Consider the following 16,443-nt stretch of genomic DNA (forward strand, 5'->3'; position numbering starts at 1 on the left):
GACATTAAGCTGGCTGTGGGAAAATCACAGAGAATTATTTGGCAATGTACAGGGAGACCGCTTTCCGCTTTTGATTAAGATTATTGATGCAAAGGCAGATCTTAGCATTCAGGTTCATCCAGATGATGCATACGCAGCAGAGCACGAGAATGGCTCTCTTGGCAAGATGGAGTGCTGGTACATTCTTGATGCAAAGGAAGGCGGCACTATCGTGATCGGTCATAATGCAAAGAATCACGAGGAAGTAGAAGAGATGATCCGCGGCAAGCGCTGGAAAGAATTTATCCGCGAGATTCCTGTAAAGAAGGGTGATTTCTTCCAGATCAATCCAGGCTGTGTTCATGCAATTAAGGGTGGAACTTTGATTCTTGAGACTCAGCAAAACAGTGATATTACATATCGTGTATATGACTATGATCGTCTGCAGGATGGAAAGCCGAGAGCACTTCATGTACAGCAGAGTATTGACGTTATTAAGGCACCATTTGAACCGGCAGTGGCAGAGCATGAAAAGCTTGACGTTGAAGGTGCAGAGGCCGAGAAGCTTGTAAGCTGCCCGTGCTATACTGTATGCAAGGCAACTGTAAATGGAACAGCAGAGTTTGATTGGAATCAGCCATTTGTAGATATCAGTGTTCTGGATGGAGAGGGAAGTTTTGACGGCACTCCAGTAAAGAAGGGCACTCACCTTATCGTTCCGGCAGAATATGGAAAGATGAAGGCAGAGGGCAAAAATTTGATGATGATTTATTCTTACGTCACAGAAAAATAAGAAGTAATCAATTAAAATCAAAATAAAACAGGAAAGATCACCCAAAAATAAAATAGAAGACAGGGGAAATAGAGGAGAATAGAAATGAGAATTGGCGCATTAGAGGGCGGCGGCACAAAGATGGTTCTTGCTGTCTGCAATGAAAATGGAGAAGTTTTGGATCGTGTATCCATTCCAACAGAGACACCAGAAATTACAATGCCGAAGATGATTGCATATTTCAAGGAGCAGCAAGTTGAAGCACTTGGAATCGGATTCTTTGGTCCGGTTATCTTAAACGAGCAGTCTCCAAAGTATGGCTGTGTCGGCAATACACCAAAGCTTGCATGGAAGTGGTATCCGGTACTTGATGAGTTTAAGAAGGCACTGCAGATTCCTGTTGGATTTGATACAGATGTAAATGCAGCAGCGCTTGGTGAGGCAACATGGGGCATCACAAAGGGCTTAAAGAACAGCATCTATATCACAGTTGGAACAGGAATTGGAGCAGGAGTTATTGTAGATGGAAAGATGCTTCACGGTATGCAACATCCGGAAGGCGGTCATATTTTAGTAGCACCTCATCCAAATGATACATATAAGGGCAAATGCCCATATCATGGAAGATGCTTAGAGGGTATGGCGAGCGGTCCGGCAATTGAAGAGCGCTGGGGCAAGAAGGCATATGAGCTGTCTGACAAGAAGGAAGTTTGGGAGTTAGAGGCTTACTATGTGGCACAGGGTCTTGTAGACATGATCATGCTTCTGTCACCAGAGCGTATTGTACTTGGCGGCGGTGTTATGCATCAGACTCATGTGATGGATCTGATTCGTAAGGAAACGCTTCGTATGGTCAACAAGTACATTGACACAGAGGAGCTTTCCGATATCGAAAACTACATTGTGCTTCCAAGCCTGAATGACAATCAGGGAATCCTTGGCTGTGCAAAGCTTGGAATGGATGCACTTACAGCAGCAAAATAAATCTGATTAATACAGATAAAATGAAAGGCTCAGCACCGCGTTTAGCGGTGGCTGAGCCATTTGTATATGGAAAAAAGAATCGCACTTACAATGATAATAAGTGAAAGCAGACAAAGATAATATACAGCATTTGGCTGAGACAGCGTCATGGTAAGTGACAGAACACTATCTGTTGTCTTGGCAGAGTAAACATTATCTAAGATATTGTTTTCAGTTGTAAGACTGCTTTCAAGAGAATCAGATATTATGGAAGTACCGTTTGGAAGCTGCACCATCACAGTAATTAATGTTGCATCTGGCTGTACAAGAAAATTGGAAAAGTCCATGTTTTCTGTGAAGCGATATGTATGCTTTGGCTGAAACAGCGCCATAGTCTGAGAGCAGTAGTCAATTGTTTCCTTTCCGTCAAAGAAAGCTTCAAATCCCTTTGCGAGATAGGATGGTGTACCAGTCTGTGTAAAAAATAAGGTCAGGTGATTTTCATCATCAGTTTTGGCAGTTATAGTTCCGAAAGTGTTAGTATCGCGCTCGGCAGTATCTGTGATAAGCTTTTGATGAAGCTTAGGTACCTCGCCGAGTGACAGAGTAATTGTGCGCGTCAGAAGCTGGATAGATTTTATCTGCGTGGAAACTGTGATTTGCTGCGGCTGATATTGGAAGATGGCATCATAGTTGTAGGTGCATCCACCTTCCACAAGATCATCAAACAGACAGACATAGCCATCATAACCATCGCGTGCAAGCGGAAGCTTTTGAAGCGTATGATCATTGTCGTATACAGCAAGCGTTGCATTTGTGTCTGTGCTGTAGAAATAGCGTGCCCTTGCTGTTCCTGAATCGGGAACAAAGAAGGAAAACTGAAAAGGCTCTTCATAAGAGTGCACGATTTTCATAGAATTTTCAGCAATGATCGATTCAGACGCAAGTGATTTGCTTGATGACTGAAATAGCTGGCTTGTCTTTACACACAATTCTTTAAAGCTTTCAGCGCTGAAGGTCAGTTGCCATGTGGTATCATTATTCCAGACAGCTTCAATTCCATCTGGGACAATAGCGTCCAGATAGCTTTTTACATTAGAAGCATTGTCGCGCAGTTCATCAGGAAAGATGATATAAATAGTACGGTTCCATTTGTCAAGAGAAAGTGATGTTAAAATATCAATTCGCTTGGCATCAAGAATTGTTTCTGCGTTGCAGACGAGTGCATTATTCTGACTTTTATAGCTTCGACCGTTATAGATAAGTTCATTTTCCTGCTGAGACAGGTAGGCTAAAAGCTTCGAGTCACTAAGTCCTGTGCGCTCCTTAAGAGCATCAGTAAACCAGGCAAAAACAGCCATCACATCATCTGGCTCAGATAAGGTAAAGCCAGTTTTTACACCGACTTGCGGTCGTGAAATAGAAGAAAATTGTTCAATGCCTGTAAGTGCATCAATTTTTTCCTGATATTCATCTAGCGAATCAAACGAAAGAACAAAAGTCAACTCATAGGCAGAAGCAGTGTCCACATAATTCCATTCAAGTACCTTAGGGCAGTTAGCTGTGATAAAGCTTTGAAAAGAAAAATTGCTGTTGTGGAAAAGCTTCTGCAGTGTCCTTTTATTGGCTGTAACAGACATCGTGCGTGTACCTGATTCGTCAGCCTGAATATCTAATACAGAAGAGAATGTGATTGGCGAGCACTTTGCGCAGCCGCTCATCATACAAGCAGTGATGAAAATAAAAAAGCAAAATAGAAAAGCGTGAAGAAATTGTTTTATCCTGTCAGTATGAATTATTCGTGTTTTCATAATCAAAACTGACCAAAATGGTTCTTCAGTGCTTCAAAACTCTCCTTACTGATTACATGCTCCATTTTGCATGCATCTTCAGCAGCAATGTTGCTGTCAACGCCAAGGCTAATAAGCCAATTTCTCAGCCACTCATGTCGCTCATAAATCATTTCAGCGATCTCGCGGCCACTGTCAGTAAGATAAATATAACCAGCCTGAGTTACGGTAATTTTTCCGCCTTCGCGTAAATTTTTCATTGCGATGCTGACACTTGATTTTTTAAAATCCAATTCATTTGCGATATCGACAGAGCGCACAACTGGCAGCTTTTTGCTGAGCATCAGTATTGTTTCGAGATAGTTTTCGGCAGATTCATGTATTTGCATAAGCAAACCTCCTGTGTAAAATATATCTAAGTCAATTACCTATAAGAATACCATATCTGCGAAAAAAGTTCAACATAACTTCAACGATTCATTTTGCAAAAAAAGTCATTGACAAAATAAAATCAGGTATTATAATAATTCTGTATCGAACAATTCGAAAACGAACTATTTTTGATTTCGGTGAAAGGAAAGGCTGTATGGAAAAAGAAAAATCAATATGCTTTAGCCTAAAGAGGGTTAATCATATCGTAGAAAGAGGCATTCACACAAGCCTCGCGGCAGCAGGTTTTGATGAAATTACCAACATGCATGGGTGGATTCTGGGTTTCTTGTATCACGCACAGCGTCCAGTCTACCAAAAGGATATTGAATCAAATTTTGGAATTGCCCGTTCAACGGTGACAAACATCCTACAGCTCATGGAGAAAAAGGGGTATCTGACAAGAACTACCGATGAGCACGATGCAAGGCTTAAACGGTTAGAGCTGACAGAGTTAGGGAAAAAGGTTCATCTTGATACGATTGCAGTAATCGATTCGGCACATGATACGATGGAGGCTGGTATTACAGATGAAGAGAGAAGAATCTGCTTTGAGGTATTGGAAAAGATCTGCAAAAATGTAGAGAAAATAACAGGAGGAGAGTAGCCATGATAAAAACACTAGGCGCATATGTAAAAGAGTTTAAGCGTGCATCAATTGCGACACCGTGCTACATGATTCTGGAAGTTTTGATGGAGATGATGATTCCCTATCTGATGGCTTCCATTATTGATGACGGTGTCAATAAGGGTGATATGAAGCATATTTATGTTGTCGGTGCAGGCATGCTTGTGATTGCAGCAATCGGTTTATTAGCTGGAATCATGGGCGGTGTGTATGGTGCAAAGGCATCAGCAGGATTTGCCCGTAATCTTAGAAAGGGAATGTACGATAATATTCAGACCTTTTCATTTTCTAACATTGATAAATTTTCAACTGCCAGTCTCGTAACAAGACTGACCACTGATGTAACTAATATTCAGAATGCATATCAGATGGTGCTTCGTATGTGTATGAGAGCACCAGCTAGTCTGATTTGTGCACTGGCAATGGCATTTATTACAAATGCAAGAATTTCTACAATTTTCTTAGGCGTTATCGTTGTTCTTGGTGTTGCTTTGTTTTTTATTGTCAACAGAGCAAGAAAATATTTTACCGCGGCATTTCCAAAGTACGATGAGTTAAATGCGAGTGTTCAGGAGAATGTTTCTGCTATTCGTGTTGTAAAGGCTTACGTGCGTGAAGATTATGAAAAGAACAAGTTTGTAAAGGCAAGCGAAAACATTTATAAGATCTTTGTAAAGGCAGAGGGTGTTGTTGCATTGAACTCTCCAGTCATGATGTTTGCTGTATATGGCTGTATCCTTGCAATCAGCTGGATTGGTGCGAAGATGATTATCGGAACAGGAAGTGTTGCATTGACAACTGGAAAGCTGATGAGCTTATTAAATTATTGCATGAGTATTTTGATGAGCTTGATGATGCTATCTATGGTTTTCGTTATGCTTACAATGAGTATTGCAAGTGCAGAGCGTATCTGTGAAGTATTAAATGAGAAACCAGATTTAAAGAACCCAGATCAGCCAGTTACAGATGTAAAGGATGGCAGCATTGAGTTTGATCATGTTACATTCCGATATAATGCAGGAAGCGAAAAGCCGATTTTGTCTGATATAAATTTATCTATTCGTTCAGGTGAGACAATTGGTCTGATCGGCGGAACAGGAAGTGCAAAGTCAAGTCTTGTTAATTTGATTAGCCGTCTGTATGATGTTCAGGAGGGTGCTGTAAAGGTTGGCGGATTAGATGTGCGAAAATATGATATGGAAGCACTTCGTAATCAGGTCAGTGTTGTTCTTCAGAAAAATGTTCTGTTTTCTGGAACCATTTTTGAAAATCTTCGCTGGGGTGATAAGACAGCTTCTGATGAGGAGTGTATCCGTGCCTGTAAGCTTGCCTGTGCAGATGAATTTATTGAGCGTTTCCCAGAGCGCTACAATACTTACATTGAGCAGGGTGGAAATAACGTATCAGGTGGACAAAAGCAGCGTCTTTGTATTGCAAGAGCACTTCTTAAAAAGCCAAAGATTTTAATTCTTGATGACTCTACAAGTGCAGTTGATACAGCAACTGATGCAAAGATACGTCAGGCATTTGCAACGGAAATTCCAGATACAACAAAGATCATCATCGCACAGCGTATCTCAAGTGTGCAGAATGCAGATCGTATCATCGTGATGGATGATGGTAAGATTAATGGAATTGGAACACATGAAGAGCTTCTTGCCCAAAATGAGATTTACCGCGAGGTATATGAATCTCAGACAGGCGGAAGCGGTGATTTTGATGAGAAAGGCGGTGATCAGTAATGCCAGGACCAAGACGTGATTTCGGACCAAAGCAGAAGGTCGAAAATCCAGTAAAGGTATTTAAACGCATCATGTCCTATGTGCTGAAGCGTTATCCAGTTCATTGTCTGTTTGTACTTATCTGTATTGTTGTAAGTGTATATGCAAATGTACAGGGAACTATGTTTATGAAGACTTTGATTGACGGTTATATTACACCTCTTTTAGGTCAGGCTAACCCAGACTATTCAGAGCTTCTGCAGGCAATTATCAAGATGGGAATTTTGTATGTAATTGGTATTGCTGCTACTTTTGGCAATACTAAGATCATGGTGTATGTTACTCAGGGAACGATGAGAAATATCCGTAACGACATGTTTAAACATATGGAATCCCTTCCAATTAAATATTTTGATACACATAAGCATGGCGATATTATGTCAATGTATACAAACGATGTTGATACGCTTCGCCAGATGGTCAGCCAGAGTATTCCGCAGTTCATCAACAGCTTAATTAGTATTGTAAATGTGCTGATCTACATGATCATCTTAAGTGTGCCGCTTACACTTGTTTCAATTGTTATGGTTATGCTTGTTATATGGGTAAGTAAAACAGCTGCTTCTAAGAGCGGAAAGTTTTTCGTATCACAGCAAAAAAATATCGGTGCATTAAACGGCTTTATCGAGGAGATGATGGATGGTCAGAAGGTTGTCAAGGTATTCTGTCACGAAGAGGAGAGTATTGAGCGCTTTGACCAGTTAAATAATGATCTGTTTGGAAGTGCATATAATGCAAACCGTTATGCTAATATCTTAGGACCAATCAATGCACAGCTTGGAAATTTAAGCTACGTTGTTGTTGCAATTGTCGGTGGTCTTGTTGCAATCAATGGAATTGGCGGCTTTACATTGGGAAGTTTGGCAAGCTTTTTAACTTTAAATAAGAGCTTCCAGCAGCCAATTAACCAGATCAGTAACCAGTTAAATAGTATCGTTATGGCACTTGCCGGCGGTGATCGAATTTTCCGTTTGCTTGATGAAAAGCCAGAGGTGGATGATGGCTATGTTACTCTTACAGATGCTGTTGTAAATGCAGATGGCACAATAACTGAATCAAATAAGAGAACAGGAACATGGGCTTGGAAGCATTATCACAAGGCAGAAGGTACGACAGATTATAGACAGCTTAAAGGCGATGTTGTATTTGAGCATGTGGATTTTGGTTACAACGACGATAAGATGGTACTTCATGATGTAAGCTTATATGCGCAGCCGGGACAAAAGATTGCATTTGTAGGTTCAACAGGTGCAGGAAAGACAACAATCACCAATTTGATCAATCGTTTCTATGACATTCAAAGCGGAAAGATCCGCTATGACGGTATAAATATCGGAAAGATCAAAAAGGATGATCTTCGTCATTCACTCGGAATTGTTCTTCAGGATACACATCTGTTTACTGGAACTGTTATGGAAAATATTCGTTACGGAAAACTTGATGCGACAGAAGAAGAGGTACATGCAGCAGCCAAGCTTGCTAATGCAGATGGCTTTATCCGCAGACTGCCGCAGGGCTACGACACAATGCTCACAGGAGATGGTGCTAACTTAAGTCAGGGTGAAAGACAGCTTCTTGCCATTGCCCGTGCAGCTGTTGCCGATCCGCCTGTACTAATTCTTGACGAGGCAACAAGCTCAATTGATACAAGAACTGAGAAAATTGTTCAGGATGGTATGGACAAGCTGATGCACGGAAGAACAACATTTGTTATCGCGCACCGTCTGTCTACCGTTAAGAACAGCGACTGTATCATGGTCTTAGAGCAGGGACGTATCATTGAGCGTGGAACTCATGATGATCTTATTGCACAAAAGGGCAAATATTATCAGTTATACACCGGAAATAAGATTAGCGAGTGAGTGCATAGTTTTAAACACAAAGAGCAAAAATGCAAAAATAAATAAAAGATAAAACGAATAAATCGTTATGTTTCATCAGACCCTCGGCGGTATTCGCTGGGGGTCTTTTTGTATCGTTTTTTAAATGAACGGTTAAAATAAGAAAGATTCTCATAGCCGCAGGAGAGGGCAATATCTAAAATAGAGTCATTTGTCAGCAAGAGAAGACGCGCTGCCATTGAAAGACGGTACGAGGAAAGATATGAAGTAAAAGAGGTACCCATTGCAGATTTAAAAAAACGCATAAAATGAGAAGCAGAAAAACCAGAAACAGCGGAAATTTCATCAATTGAGATTGAACTCATGTAGTGTGTTTCGATATATTTTAGGACACTTTTGAGTCGTTCAATGTGAGGGTCATTTTTGGGAGCAGGAATATCGGTGGAATTTGTGAATATGGTGTAGAAGAAGGTAAAAAGAGCACCCTTAATTGCAAGGCGGTAGCCTTTTGGAAAACTGCTGCTGATACTGTCAATGTGGTTTAGGCATGAAGAGAGAGCAGGGTAATGTTCATCATCACAGCAGACAAGATGCTCAAAGCCAATGGTACCAGCCAAAAAAGGCTCAAAAAATTCACTGCTTAGAGCATCCATGCTTCCAGTACAAAGAAGATCAAGTGAAAAAATAATATTTTCATATTCCATAGAATATTCAGCTGGGCCGATTGCATGAAGCTGACCTGGACTGACAATAATAATATCACCTGCCTCTACATAAAGAGAGGTAAAATCTAATGTGACGCGCCCACGCCCCTTTTTAATATAGATGATTTCCACCTCATCGTGCCAGTGAAGAGGCACCTTCTCAAAATCAAGTGGAATAGAACAAATATACGCATTGTAAGGAAAATCAGGTGTGCTGTGTGATTTTGTCTCATGATAATTTTCGTATTCAGGTATCTGCATCGTGGCTCTCTCCTTATGTTTTTGCGGATCCCAAGCTCAACCCCCTCATCGTGCAAGCACGATCGGTGGTTGGAGCTTTTGACCCTGGTATCATCATGATAGGATAGTACCATAAAAAGGCGGCATAATGCAAGAAAAATGACAAAAAAAGCAGTAAACTGCATACATCAACTCATGAAAGGAGTTTTAATAATGATGGTAAATGAAATTTGTGAAAAGAAATATAATAAGCCGTTATCTGGCTGCACCAATAAGGAGATTTATTACGCACTGCTTGATATGACAAAGGATCTGGCAGCAAAGAAGGAAAGCGAAGCTGGAAAGAAGAAGGTATATTACATTTCCGCAGAGTTTTTGATTGGAAAGCTGTTATCAAACAACCTTATCAATCTTGGTCTTTACAAGATTGTAAAGGAAGAACTTGAAGCAGCAGGAAAGGATATTGGTGAGATCGAAGAGATCGAGCCAGAACCATCTCTTGGAAACGGTGGACTTGGCCGTCTGGCAGCATGCTTTTTGGATTCCATGGCAACATTAAATCTGCACGGTGATGGTGTAGGCTTGAATTATCATATGGGTCTGTTTAAGCAGGTGTTTGATCACAATTTCCAGAAGGAAACACCAAATCCATGGATTGAAAAAGACAGCTGGCTGATCAAAACTAATGTAAGCTATCCAGTTTCATTTGGTGATCTGACAGTGACCTCACGCATGTATGACATTGAGGTGACAGGCTATGAGGGACGCACGAATAAGCTTCATCTGTTTGATGTTGATACTTTAGATGAGAGTCTTATTAAGGACGGTACCATAAGCTTTGACAAGACAGATATCGCAAAGAATCTGACACTGTTCTTATATCCAGATGACAGTGATGAGGCAGGAAACTTACTTCGTATCTACCAGCAGTATTTTATGGTAAGCAATGCAGCACACTTGATTTTAGATGAGTGTACGGCACGCGGCTGTAAGCTGACCGATTTAGATGAGTATGCTGCTATTCAGATCAATGATACTCATCCGTCAATGGTTATTCCTGAGCTGATCCGTCTGCTTCTTGAGCGCGGCATCACTATGGATGAGGCAGTTGAACTTGTCACAAAGGTATGCGCATATACAAACCACACAATTCTGTCAGAGGCACTTGAGAAGTGGCCGCTTGCATATTTAGAGAAGGTTGTTCCACAGTTAGTATTGATCATCAAGGAGCTTGATAAGCGTGTAAAGGCAAAATATTCAGATCCGAAGGTAGCGATTATTGATGAGAATGACAGAGTTCACATGGCACATATGGATATCCACTATGGTCACAGTGTAAACGGTGTTGCTTACCTGCATACTGAAATTTTGAAAAATTCAGAGCTTAATGCTTTTTACAAAATTTATCCGGAGAAATTCAACAACAAGACAAACGGAATCACCTTCCGCCGCTGGCTGCTTTCATGTAATGAGGAGCTTTCAGAGGAAATTGAAAATAAGATTGGAAGTGGTTTTAAAAAGGATGCCTGTGAGCTTGAAAAGCTGCTTTCATTCGAAAATGATGACAGCGTATTAGACAGCATTCTTGCGATCAAGAAGGAGAAAAAGCGCCAGCTTGCTGACTATTTAAAGCATACACAGGGTGTTGTTATTGATGAAAATTCTATTTTTGATATTCAGGTAAAGCGTCTTCACGAGTATAAACGCCAGCAGATGAATTTACTCTGGGCAATTCATAAATATCTTGAAATCAAGAATGGAAAGCTTCCTAAGACACCAGTAACGCTGATCTTTGGCGCAAAAGCAGCGCCAGCCTATACAATCGCAAAGGATATCATTCATGCAATTCTTTGCTTACAGCAGATCACAGAGCAGGATCCAGAAGTCAGCCCATATCTGCGCGTAGTTATGGTAGAAAACTACAACGTAACAAAGGCATCAAAAATTATACCGGCATGTGATATCTCCGAGCAGATCTCCTTAGCATCAAAGGAGGCATCAGGAACAGGAAACATGAAGTTTATGTTAAATGGTGCAGTAACATTAGGAACAAGAGATGGCGCAAACGTAGAGATTGGAGAGCTTGTCGGAGAAGATAATATTTACTTCTTCGGAGAGAGCAGCGAGCAGGTAATTGAACATTATAAAAATGCAGATTATTGTGCAAAAGATTACTACACAAAAGACGAAGACATACACACAGCAGTCGATTTCCTTATCAGTGAGCAAATGCTTGAAGCAGGAGACGAAGAAACCTTAACACAGCTTCATAAAGAACTGATAAATAAAGACTGGTTTATGACCCTCCTTGACTTAAAAGAGTATATAGCACGCAAAGAGCAGGTGCTTAATGACTACGCAGATAGAAAGAAATGGGCAAAGAAAATGCTCATCAACATCGCAAAGGCAGGATTTTTCTCATCCGACCGTACTATAGCACAATATAACGAAGAAATCTGGAAGTTATAATAAATATTAAAAAAGGTGGCAGCATAAACACGCTGCCACCTTTTTTTCGTTGATTTTCATCGTTTATTAGGGTAAAATGGAATACAGATAATTTGCGTACAGAAAGGATAGGGGGATATGTATCAGATATTGGTGGTAGACGATGAGCGAATTGAACGAAATGGCATTAAAATGCTGCTGCGCCACATGCAGCTGCCATGTGAGATTGCTGAGGCTGCAAATGGAAGAGATGCGCTTGAGTATTTAAAGGAGCATACGGCAGATATTTTGCTTACAGATGTAAAGATGCCATTTATGGACGGCATTCAGCTGATAGAGGAATGTAAAAAAGACGACAGAAACGAGGATATGAAATGCGTAATCTTTTCGGGCTGCAGTGAGTTTGACTATGCCAGAAAAGCAGTGCGTCTAGGTGTTTCTGATTACATTTTAAAGCCAGTTGATCCGAGTGAGTTTAAAGAGACTATTACACGGGTCATTCAGGAACTTGAAGCAGAACGTGCCGAGAAAAATATGAAAAAAAAGAGTATGCAGCAAATGCGTGAGCATGCACTATATCAGATTGTAAATGGAGTAAATGTAGCAGAAGTGCTTGAGAAAAGCGGCGGTGTTTTGACAAAATCAGACGTTGATTGTTTTTGCCGTATTCTAATGCTTGAGACAGATGATGATTTTTTCGGAAAAAATGGTGTTGATTTGCAGGAGCGCATTCTGGCAAAAAAAATAAAAGAAGTTTGCGCTAGCGAAGCCTTTCTTTATTTAAATCTGACTCCGCAGCAGTCTATCATCTTATTAAAAGATAGATCTATTGATCCTATTGAGTTTGCAAATAAGCTGCTAGATCAGATTAAAGAGGAATATGAAAATAGTTGTACAGCATCCATTTCTTCAGAAATTTCATGTGCAGAGCAGATTATTTGCGCAATGGATGAGCTTGAGGAGCTTATGGAAAATAAATTTTATCATCCGAATGTCAGACTGTTTTACAGTGGAATGAAGAGCAGTGATTGTGAGATCATTAAAATAGATGATGATACATTAATTAAGCAGATGAAGCAGGATATTCGAATGAAGGATGTTCAGAGCCTGCGTGATCATTTTGAGCGTTTCAGCCAGAGATACAGAAGTCAGACTGCATTTTCCCAGATGTATATCAAATTTTTATTTGCCAACTTACTAAAGGATATTTATGATGCAGTACCAGGAGAGGGAGAGAAGCAGTTAAATACGAAGATTGATCAGCTTTATCGTTCATTTGACTTTGTTCAGGTTACAGATATTGTAAGCGATTCCATAAATCTATTGGAAAAGACATTTTCAGGAAGAGTACAGACAGGCCATCGTGAGGTGGAGGCTGTCAAGCGCTACATTGCTGCTCATTATGGAGATGAAATGAGTGTGGAGCGACTAAGTGAGCTTGTCTATATGGCTCCAAGCTACTTAAGCAGTGTATTTAAAAAAGAAACAGGTCAGAATTTGAATCGTTTTATCAAGAGCGTTCGTATGGAAAAGGCAAAGGATCTTTTGGAGCAGACGATGATGAAAATTGTAGATATAAGCACTGCATGCGGTTATCCAAATGTTTCATATTTTTGCTCTAGCTTTCGTGAGTATTACGGAATTAGTCCACAAAAATTTAGAGAAAGCGGGGATGAAATGATTGAAGAAAAGTAAGCTTGGCAGCCGAATTGTCAGCTGGTTTAGAAATGTAAGGCTTGGTTATAAGCTGGCCATTGTATATGCGCTGTCAGGTTTTCTTCCTGTTGTGGCGGTGCTGTCAGTTACTTATGTTCAGATGAAGCAGATTTTATTGCAAAATGAGAGAGACAGTATGGAATCGTATCTGTATCAGGCACTTGCCTCAATGGAAAATAAGCTTGCAATCTACACAAATTTAAATAACTATATTTGCTACAACCAGACAATCTCACAGGTGATTGGATACCAGTATGATTCAGTGTATGAGATGTACAATCAGCTTGTTACGATACTTGACCCAATGCTTGCTTCACTGAAATATTTTCACAACGATGTTGGCAAAGTTACGATTTATGTAGATAAGGATATGATCAAGCATGGTGACACGCTGGCACCAATTTCAGAGATTATAGATACTAATTGGTATAGGAGTGTGGCAGATTCTGGAGAAATGCAGTGGTTTGTTGATAAAAATGAAGAAATTGTGTTTGGGGTAAGCCCAATGAGTATGCTAAAGCGCTATGGATTAGATGGTATTTTGTACATTAGTGTTGAGTATGACAGCATGTTTGAGACATTTAAGCAGACACTTCAGAATAATTATGGCATTGTTATTTTCGATGAGAAGGGCAATGCAGTGTATGAAAAAGCATTCTTTGATAAAAAATATCGGGAATATGAGTTAAACGCCGCGCAGCTTCTTGATCAGAAGAAAAATCAGGAAAATGAGTATACGATTCTTTCAGAAACATCATCTGTGACTGGATGGACAGCATGTTTGTATAAGCCAAATAGCTTAATAGTATGGTCAGTAACGCCAATTACACGAATTGCGATTATTGCGGTGTTTGTTATGACACTGATGTCAGTGATAGTCATGATGATTTTGACGAGCTTTGTTACAAAGAGGATTAGAAGACTTAGATCTGGAATGAAAGAGGTAGAGCAGGGGAATTTTGAGGTTAATATTACTAGTGACAGCCGTGATGAGATTGGTGATCTTGTCAATGGTTTTGATTCAATGCTTCTTCAATTAAATACCTTAATCAAAGAGGTTTACGAGGGACGAATTAAGGAAAAGGAATATGAGATGAGGGCGCTTCAGGCGCAGATTAATCCACACTTTTTATATAATACGCTGTCGTTAATTAATTGGAAGGCAATTGAGGCAGACGCGAAGGATATAAGTAAAATTACGCTGGCACTTTCTACATTTTACCGAACCTCGTTAAACAAAGGAAAGAATGTCATGTCACTTTCAGATGAGCTTCGTAACATGCGTTCTTATCTTGATATTCAGCTGATGATGCATGACTACGAATTTGATGTGGAGTTTGATGTAGATGAATCAATTGGTCAGTATCAGTCATTAAATCTTATGCTTCAGCCTCTTATTGAAAATGCTATTGCTCATGGAATCGATGTGAAGACAGACGGCAGAGGAAAGCTAACGATTACCGGAAAGGAAGATGGTGATCTGATAGTTTTGACTGTAGCAGATAATGGTGTCGGCATGAGTGATGAGCAGGCGGCTCGTATTTTAACAGAAGAGTCAAAGGGATATGGTGTTAGAAATGTCAATGAGCGCATAAAGCTTTACTATGGAGAACAGTATAGTCTGCAGATTGAAAGCAAAATAGGGCAGGGAACCAAGGCGAGTATCAGGATTCCAAAGAGAATATCGTAATTTCAGAAAAAAACAACATGAATCTAATATTTTTGATATATACGGAATCACCAAAATTTCTTATAATAATGACATAAAGATTTCCGAATGGAAACAGAAAACAGGGAGGATTTTGTATTATGAAATTTAGAAAAGCATCCAGTTTATTTTTAGCAGGCGCTATGTGTTTATCAACTTTTGGTGGTGCAATGAGTGTATTCGCTGATGAAGAGACAAGCTCAGAGGCAGCAGAGGAAGAAACAGTAGATTATTCAGCAGAGGATCCGATTACAGCAACTATCACTGTATGGGGACCAGCAGAGGATCAGGCAGAAGAGTACGGCGAGTGGCTGCAGAAGCGCTGCGAAGCATTCAATGAGCTTCATGTAAATTGGGATCTTACATTTGAGTATGGTACCTGCTCAGAGGGAGATGCAGGAAAGACTATTTCTCAGGATCCATCTGGTTCTGCAGATGTTTACATGTTTGCAAATGACCAGCTTCAGATGCTGATCGATGCAGGTGCAATCGCAGAGCTTGGCGGAAAGACTGTTGATTATATTAAGAATACAAACTCCGAGGCAATCATAGATTCTGTAACAGTAGATGATTGTGTATATGGTGTTCCGTTCACAACTAATACCTGGTATATGTTCTACGATAAGAGCGTATATGGTGAGGACGATATTAAGAGCCTTGATACCATGCTGGAAAAGGGTAAGGTTTCCTTCCCATTAACAAACTCCTGGTATATTGCTTCTTTCTATGTAGGAAACGGCTGTACATTGTTTGGTGAGGATGGCACCGATGAGGAAGCTGGCATTGATTTTGCTGGTGAGAAGGGTGCAGCAGTTACCAAGTATCTTGTAAATCTTGTAGGAAATAAGAACTTTGTAAATGATGAGTCTGGTGTTGGCGTTTCTGGTATGTGCGATGGAAGCATCAATGCAATGTTTAGTGGTTCTTGGGATTACACCAAGCTGTCAGAAGCAATGGGTGACAATCTTGGAATAGCAAAGCTTCCAACCTACAACTTAGACGGTGAAGATATCCAGATGGAATCATTCGCAGGTTCTAAGGCAATAGGTGTAAATCCTAACTGTGAGTATCCGCAGGTAGCAGTAGCACTTGCACTGTTCCTTGGAAATGAGGAGTCACAGCAGATGCACTATGATGCAAGAAGCATCGTTCCTTGCAATACTGATCTGTTAGCGGAAGAAGAAATTCAGAAGGATGAGCTTGTAATCGCTCAGAATGAGACATTTGATGAGACTTCTATCCTGCAGCCGTTCGTAAGCGCTATGAATAACTACTGGACACCGGCAGAGAACTTCGGTAAGTCTATCGTAAACGGTGAGGTTACATTAGACAATGCAGAAGAGATGACTGATAAGTTAAGTGATTCAATGAATCAGAGCATCGTTGACTAAATAAAAAGTGAAATAAAATAAAGAGCTCTGGGTTCCGCCTTGCGGGCCTGGGG

At 40.3% G+C, this 16,443-nt stretch carries 12 protein-coding genes; 9 read left to right on the forward strand and 3 right to left on the reverse strand.

Translation table 11 applies throughout. The features are described 5' to 3' along the window. Positions 1-772, forward strand: a 772-nt coding sequence (locus tag WJP93_RS02085; RefSeq protein ID WP_337546610.1) for a type I phosphomannose isomerase catalytic subunit, incomplete at its 5' end; no start/stop codon positions are given. Positions 773-856: 84 nt separating this feature from the next. Continuing rightward, entirely contained in the window at positions 857-1,735 is an 879-nt protein-coding gene (locus WJP93_RS02090) for an ROK family protein (protein WP_066558101.1), read from the forward strand. 41 nt (positions 1,736-1,776) lie between these two features. On the opposite strand, the gene WJP93_RS02095 is transcribed toward WJP93_RS02090, so the two are convergent. Further along, on the reverse strand, positions 1,777-3,525 hold the full coding sequence (locus WJP93_RS02095) for a hypothetical protein (protein ID WP_337546614.1): 1,749 nt from the start codon (positions 3,523-3,525) through the stop codon (positions 1,777-1,779). 2 nt (positions 3,526-3,527) lie between these two features. Then, positions 3,528-3,893 carry a metal-dependent transcriptional regulator gene (locus tag WJP93_RS02100; RefSeq protein ID WP_066562849.1) on the reverse strand — a complete coding sequence of 122 codons (366 nt, stop codon included), beginning with the start codon at positions 3,891-3,893 and terminating at the stop codon, positions 3,528-3,530. A 197-nt stretch (positions 3,894-4,090) separates the two neighbouring features. Between WJP93_RS02100 and WJP93_RS02105 the strand changes: the two genes are divergently transcribed. Genes WJP93_RS02105 through WJP93_RS02115 form a run of 3 tightly spaced genes read left to right on the forward strand, consistent with a single transcriptional unit; the run spans position 4,091 to position 8,204 of the window. Continuing rightward, positions 4,091-4,540 (forward strand): MarR family winged helix-turn-helix transcriptional regulator, encoded by a 450-nt coding sequence (locus tag WJP93_RS02105; protein ID WP_262535979.1) that lies wholly within the window; start codon positions 4,091-4,093, stop codon positions 4,538-4,540. A gap of 2 nt (positions 4,541-4,542) precedes the next feature. Next, the gene (locus WJP93_RS02110) at positions 4,543-6,303 is read left to right on the forward strand and encodes an ABC transporter ATP-binding protein (RefSeq protein WP_337546618.1); all 1,761 of its coding nucleotides are present in this window, start codon (positions 4,543-4,545) and stop codon (positions 6,301-6,303) included. Then, positions 6,303-8,204: an ABC transporter ATP-binding protein gene (locus WJP93_RS02115; protein ID WP_337546619.1), complete on the forward strand. Its 1,902-nt coding sequence runs from the start codon at positions 6,303-6,305 to the stop codon at positions 8,202-8,204. Before WJP93_RS02110 ends, WJP93_RS02115 begins: the two co-directional genes overlap by 1 nt. Positions 8,205-8,269: 65 nt before the next feature. On the opposite strand, the gene WJP93_RS02120 is transcribed toward WJP93_RS02115, so the two are convergent. Further along, positions 8,270-9,148 carry an AraC family transcriptional regulator gene (locus WJP93_RS02120; protein ID WP_337546621.1) on the reverse strand — a complete coding sequence of 293 codons (879 nt, stop codon included), beginning with the start codon at positions 9,146-9,148 and terminating at the stop codon, positions 8,270-8,272. Positions 9,149-9,340: 192 nt separating this feature from the next. Here WJP93_RS02120 and WJP93_RS02125 point away from each other — a divergent pair, with 192 nt between their 5' ends. The 4 genes from WJP93_RS02125 (at position 9,341) to WJP93_RS02140 (ending at position 16,390) form a co-directional block, all read left to right on the forward strand. Continuing rightward, complete coding sequence (locus tag WJP93_RS02125; protein ID WP_337546623.1) at positions 9,341-11,596, forward strand: glycogen/starch/alpha-glucan phosphorylase; 2,256 nt, start codon at positions 9,341-9,343, stop codon at positions 11,594-11,596. Positions 11,597-11,713: 117 nt separating this feature from the next. Next, positions 11,714-13,270, forward strand: a complete 1,557-nt coding sequence (locus tag WJP93_RS02130) for a response regulator (RefSeq protein WP_227102306.1) — start codon at positions 11,714-11,716, stop codon at positions 13,268-13,270. Then, positions 13,257-14,981, forward strand: coding sequence for a sensor histidine kinase (locus tag WJP93_RS02135; protein WP_337546627.1), 1,725 nt, complete (start codon positions 13,257-13,259; stop codon positions 14,979-14,981). The genes WJP93_RS02130 and WJP93_RS02135 overlap by 14 nt, the downstream gene beginning before the upstream one ends. A 119-nt stretch (positions 14,982-15,100) precedes the next feature. Then, positions 15,101-16,390, forward strand: a complete 1,290-nt coding sequence (locus tag WJP93_RS02140) for an extracellular solute-binding protein (RefSeq protein ID WP_337546628.1) — start codon at positions 15,101-15,103, stop codon at positions 16,388-16,390. The last annotated feature ends 53 nt before the right edge of the window (positions 16,391-16,443 follow it).

This window comes from Anthropogastromicrobium sp., from assembly GCF_037349415.1.
Classification (GTDB): domain Bacteria; phylum Bacillota; class Clostridia; order Lachnospirales; family Lachnospiraceae; genus Anthropogastromicrobium; species Anthropogastromicrobium aceti.

Bases quoted from the DNA above. Each gene is read 5' to 3' on its own strand.
- WJP93_RS02090 (WP_066558101.1), top strand. From the start codon at position 857: ATGAGAATTGGCGCATTAGAGGGCGGCGGCACAAAGATGGTTCTTGCT.
- WJP93_RS02095 (WP_337546614.1), bottom strand. From the start codon at position 3,525: ATGAAAACACGAATAATTCATACTGACAGGATAAAACAATTTCTTCAC.
- WJP93_RS02100 (WP_066562849.1), bottom strand. From the start codon at position 3,893: ATGCAAATACATGAATCTGCCGAAAACTATCTCGAAACAATACTGATG.
- WJP93_RS02105 (WP_262535979.1), top strand. From the start codon at position 4,091: ATGGAAAAAGAAAAATCAATATGCTTTAGCCTAAAGAGGGTTAATCAT.
- WJP93_RS02110 (WP_337546618.1), top strand. From the start codon at position 4,543: ATGATAAAAACACTAGGCGCATATGTAAAAGAGTTTAAGCGTGCATCA.
- WJP93_RS02115 (WP_337546619.1), top strand. From the start codon at position 6,303: ATGCCAGGACCAAGACGTGATTTCGGACCAAAGCAGAAGGTCGAAAAT.
- WJP93_RS02120 (WP_337546621.1), bottom strand. From the start codon at position 9,148: ATGCAGATACCTGAATACGAAAATTATCATGAGACAAAATCACACAGC.
- WJP93_RS02125 (WP_337546623.1), top strand. From the start codon at position 9,341: ATGATGGTAAATGAAATTTGTGAAAAGAAATATAATAAGCCGTTATCT.
- WJP93_RS02130 (WP_227102306.1), top strand. From the start codon at position 11,714: ATGTATCAGATATTGGTGGTAGACGATGAGCGAATTGAACGAAATGGC.
- WJP93_RS02140 (WP_337546628.1), top strand. From the start codon at position 15,101: ATGAAATTTAGAAAAGCATCCAGTTTATTTTTAGCAGGCGCTATGTGT.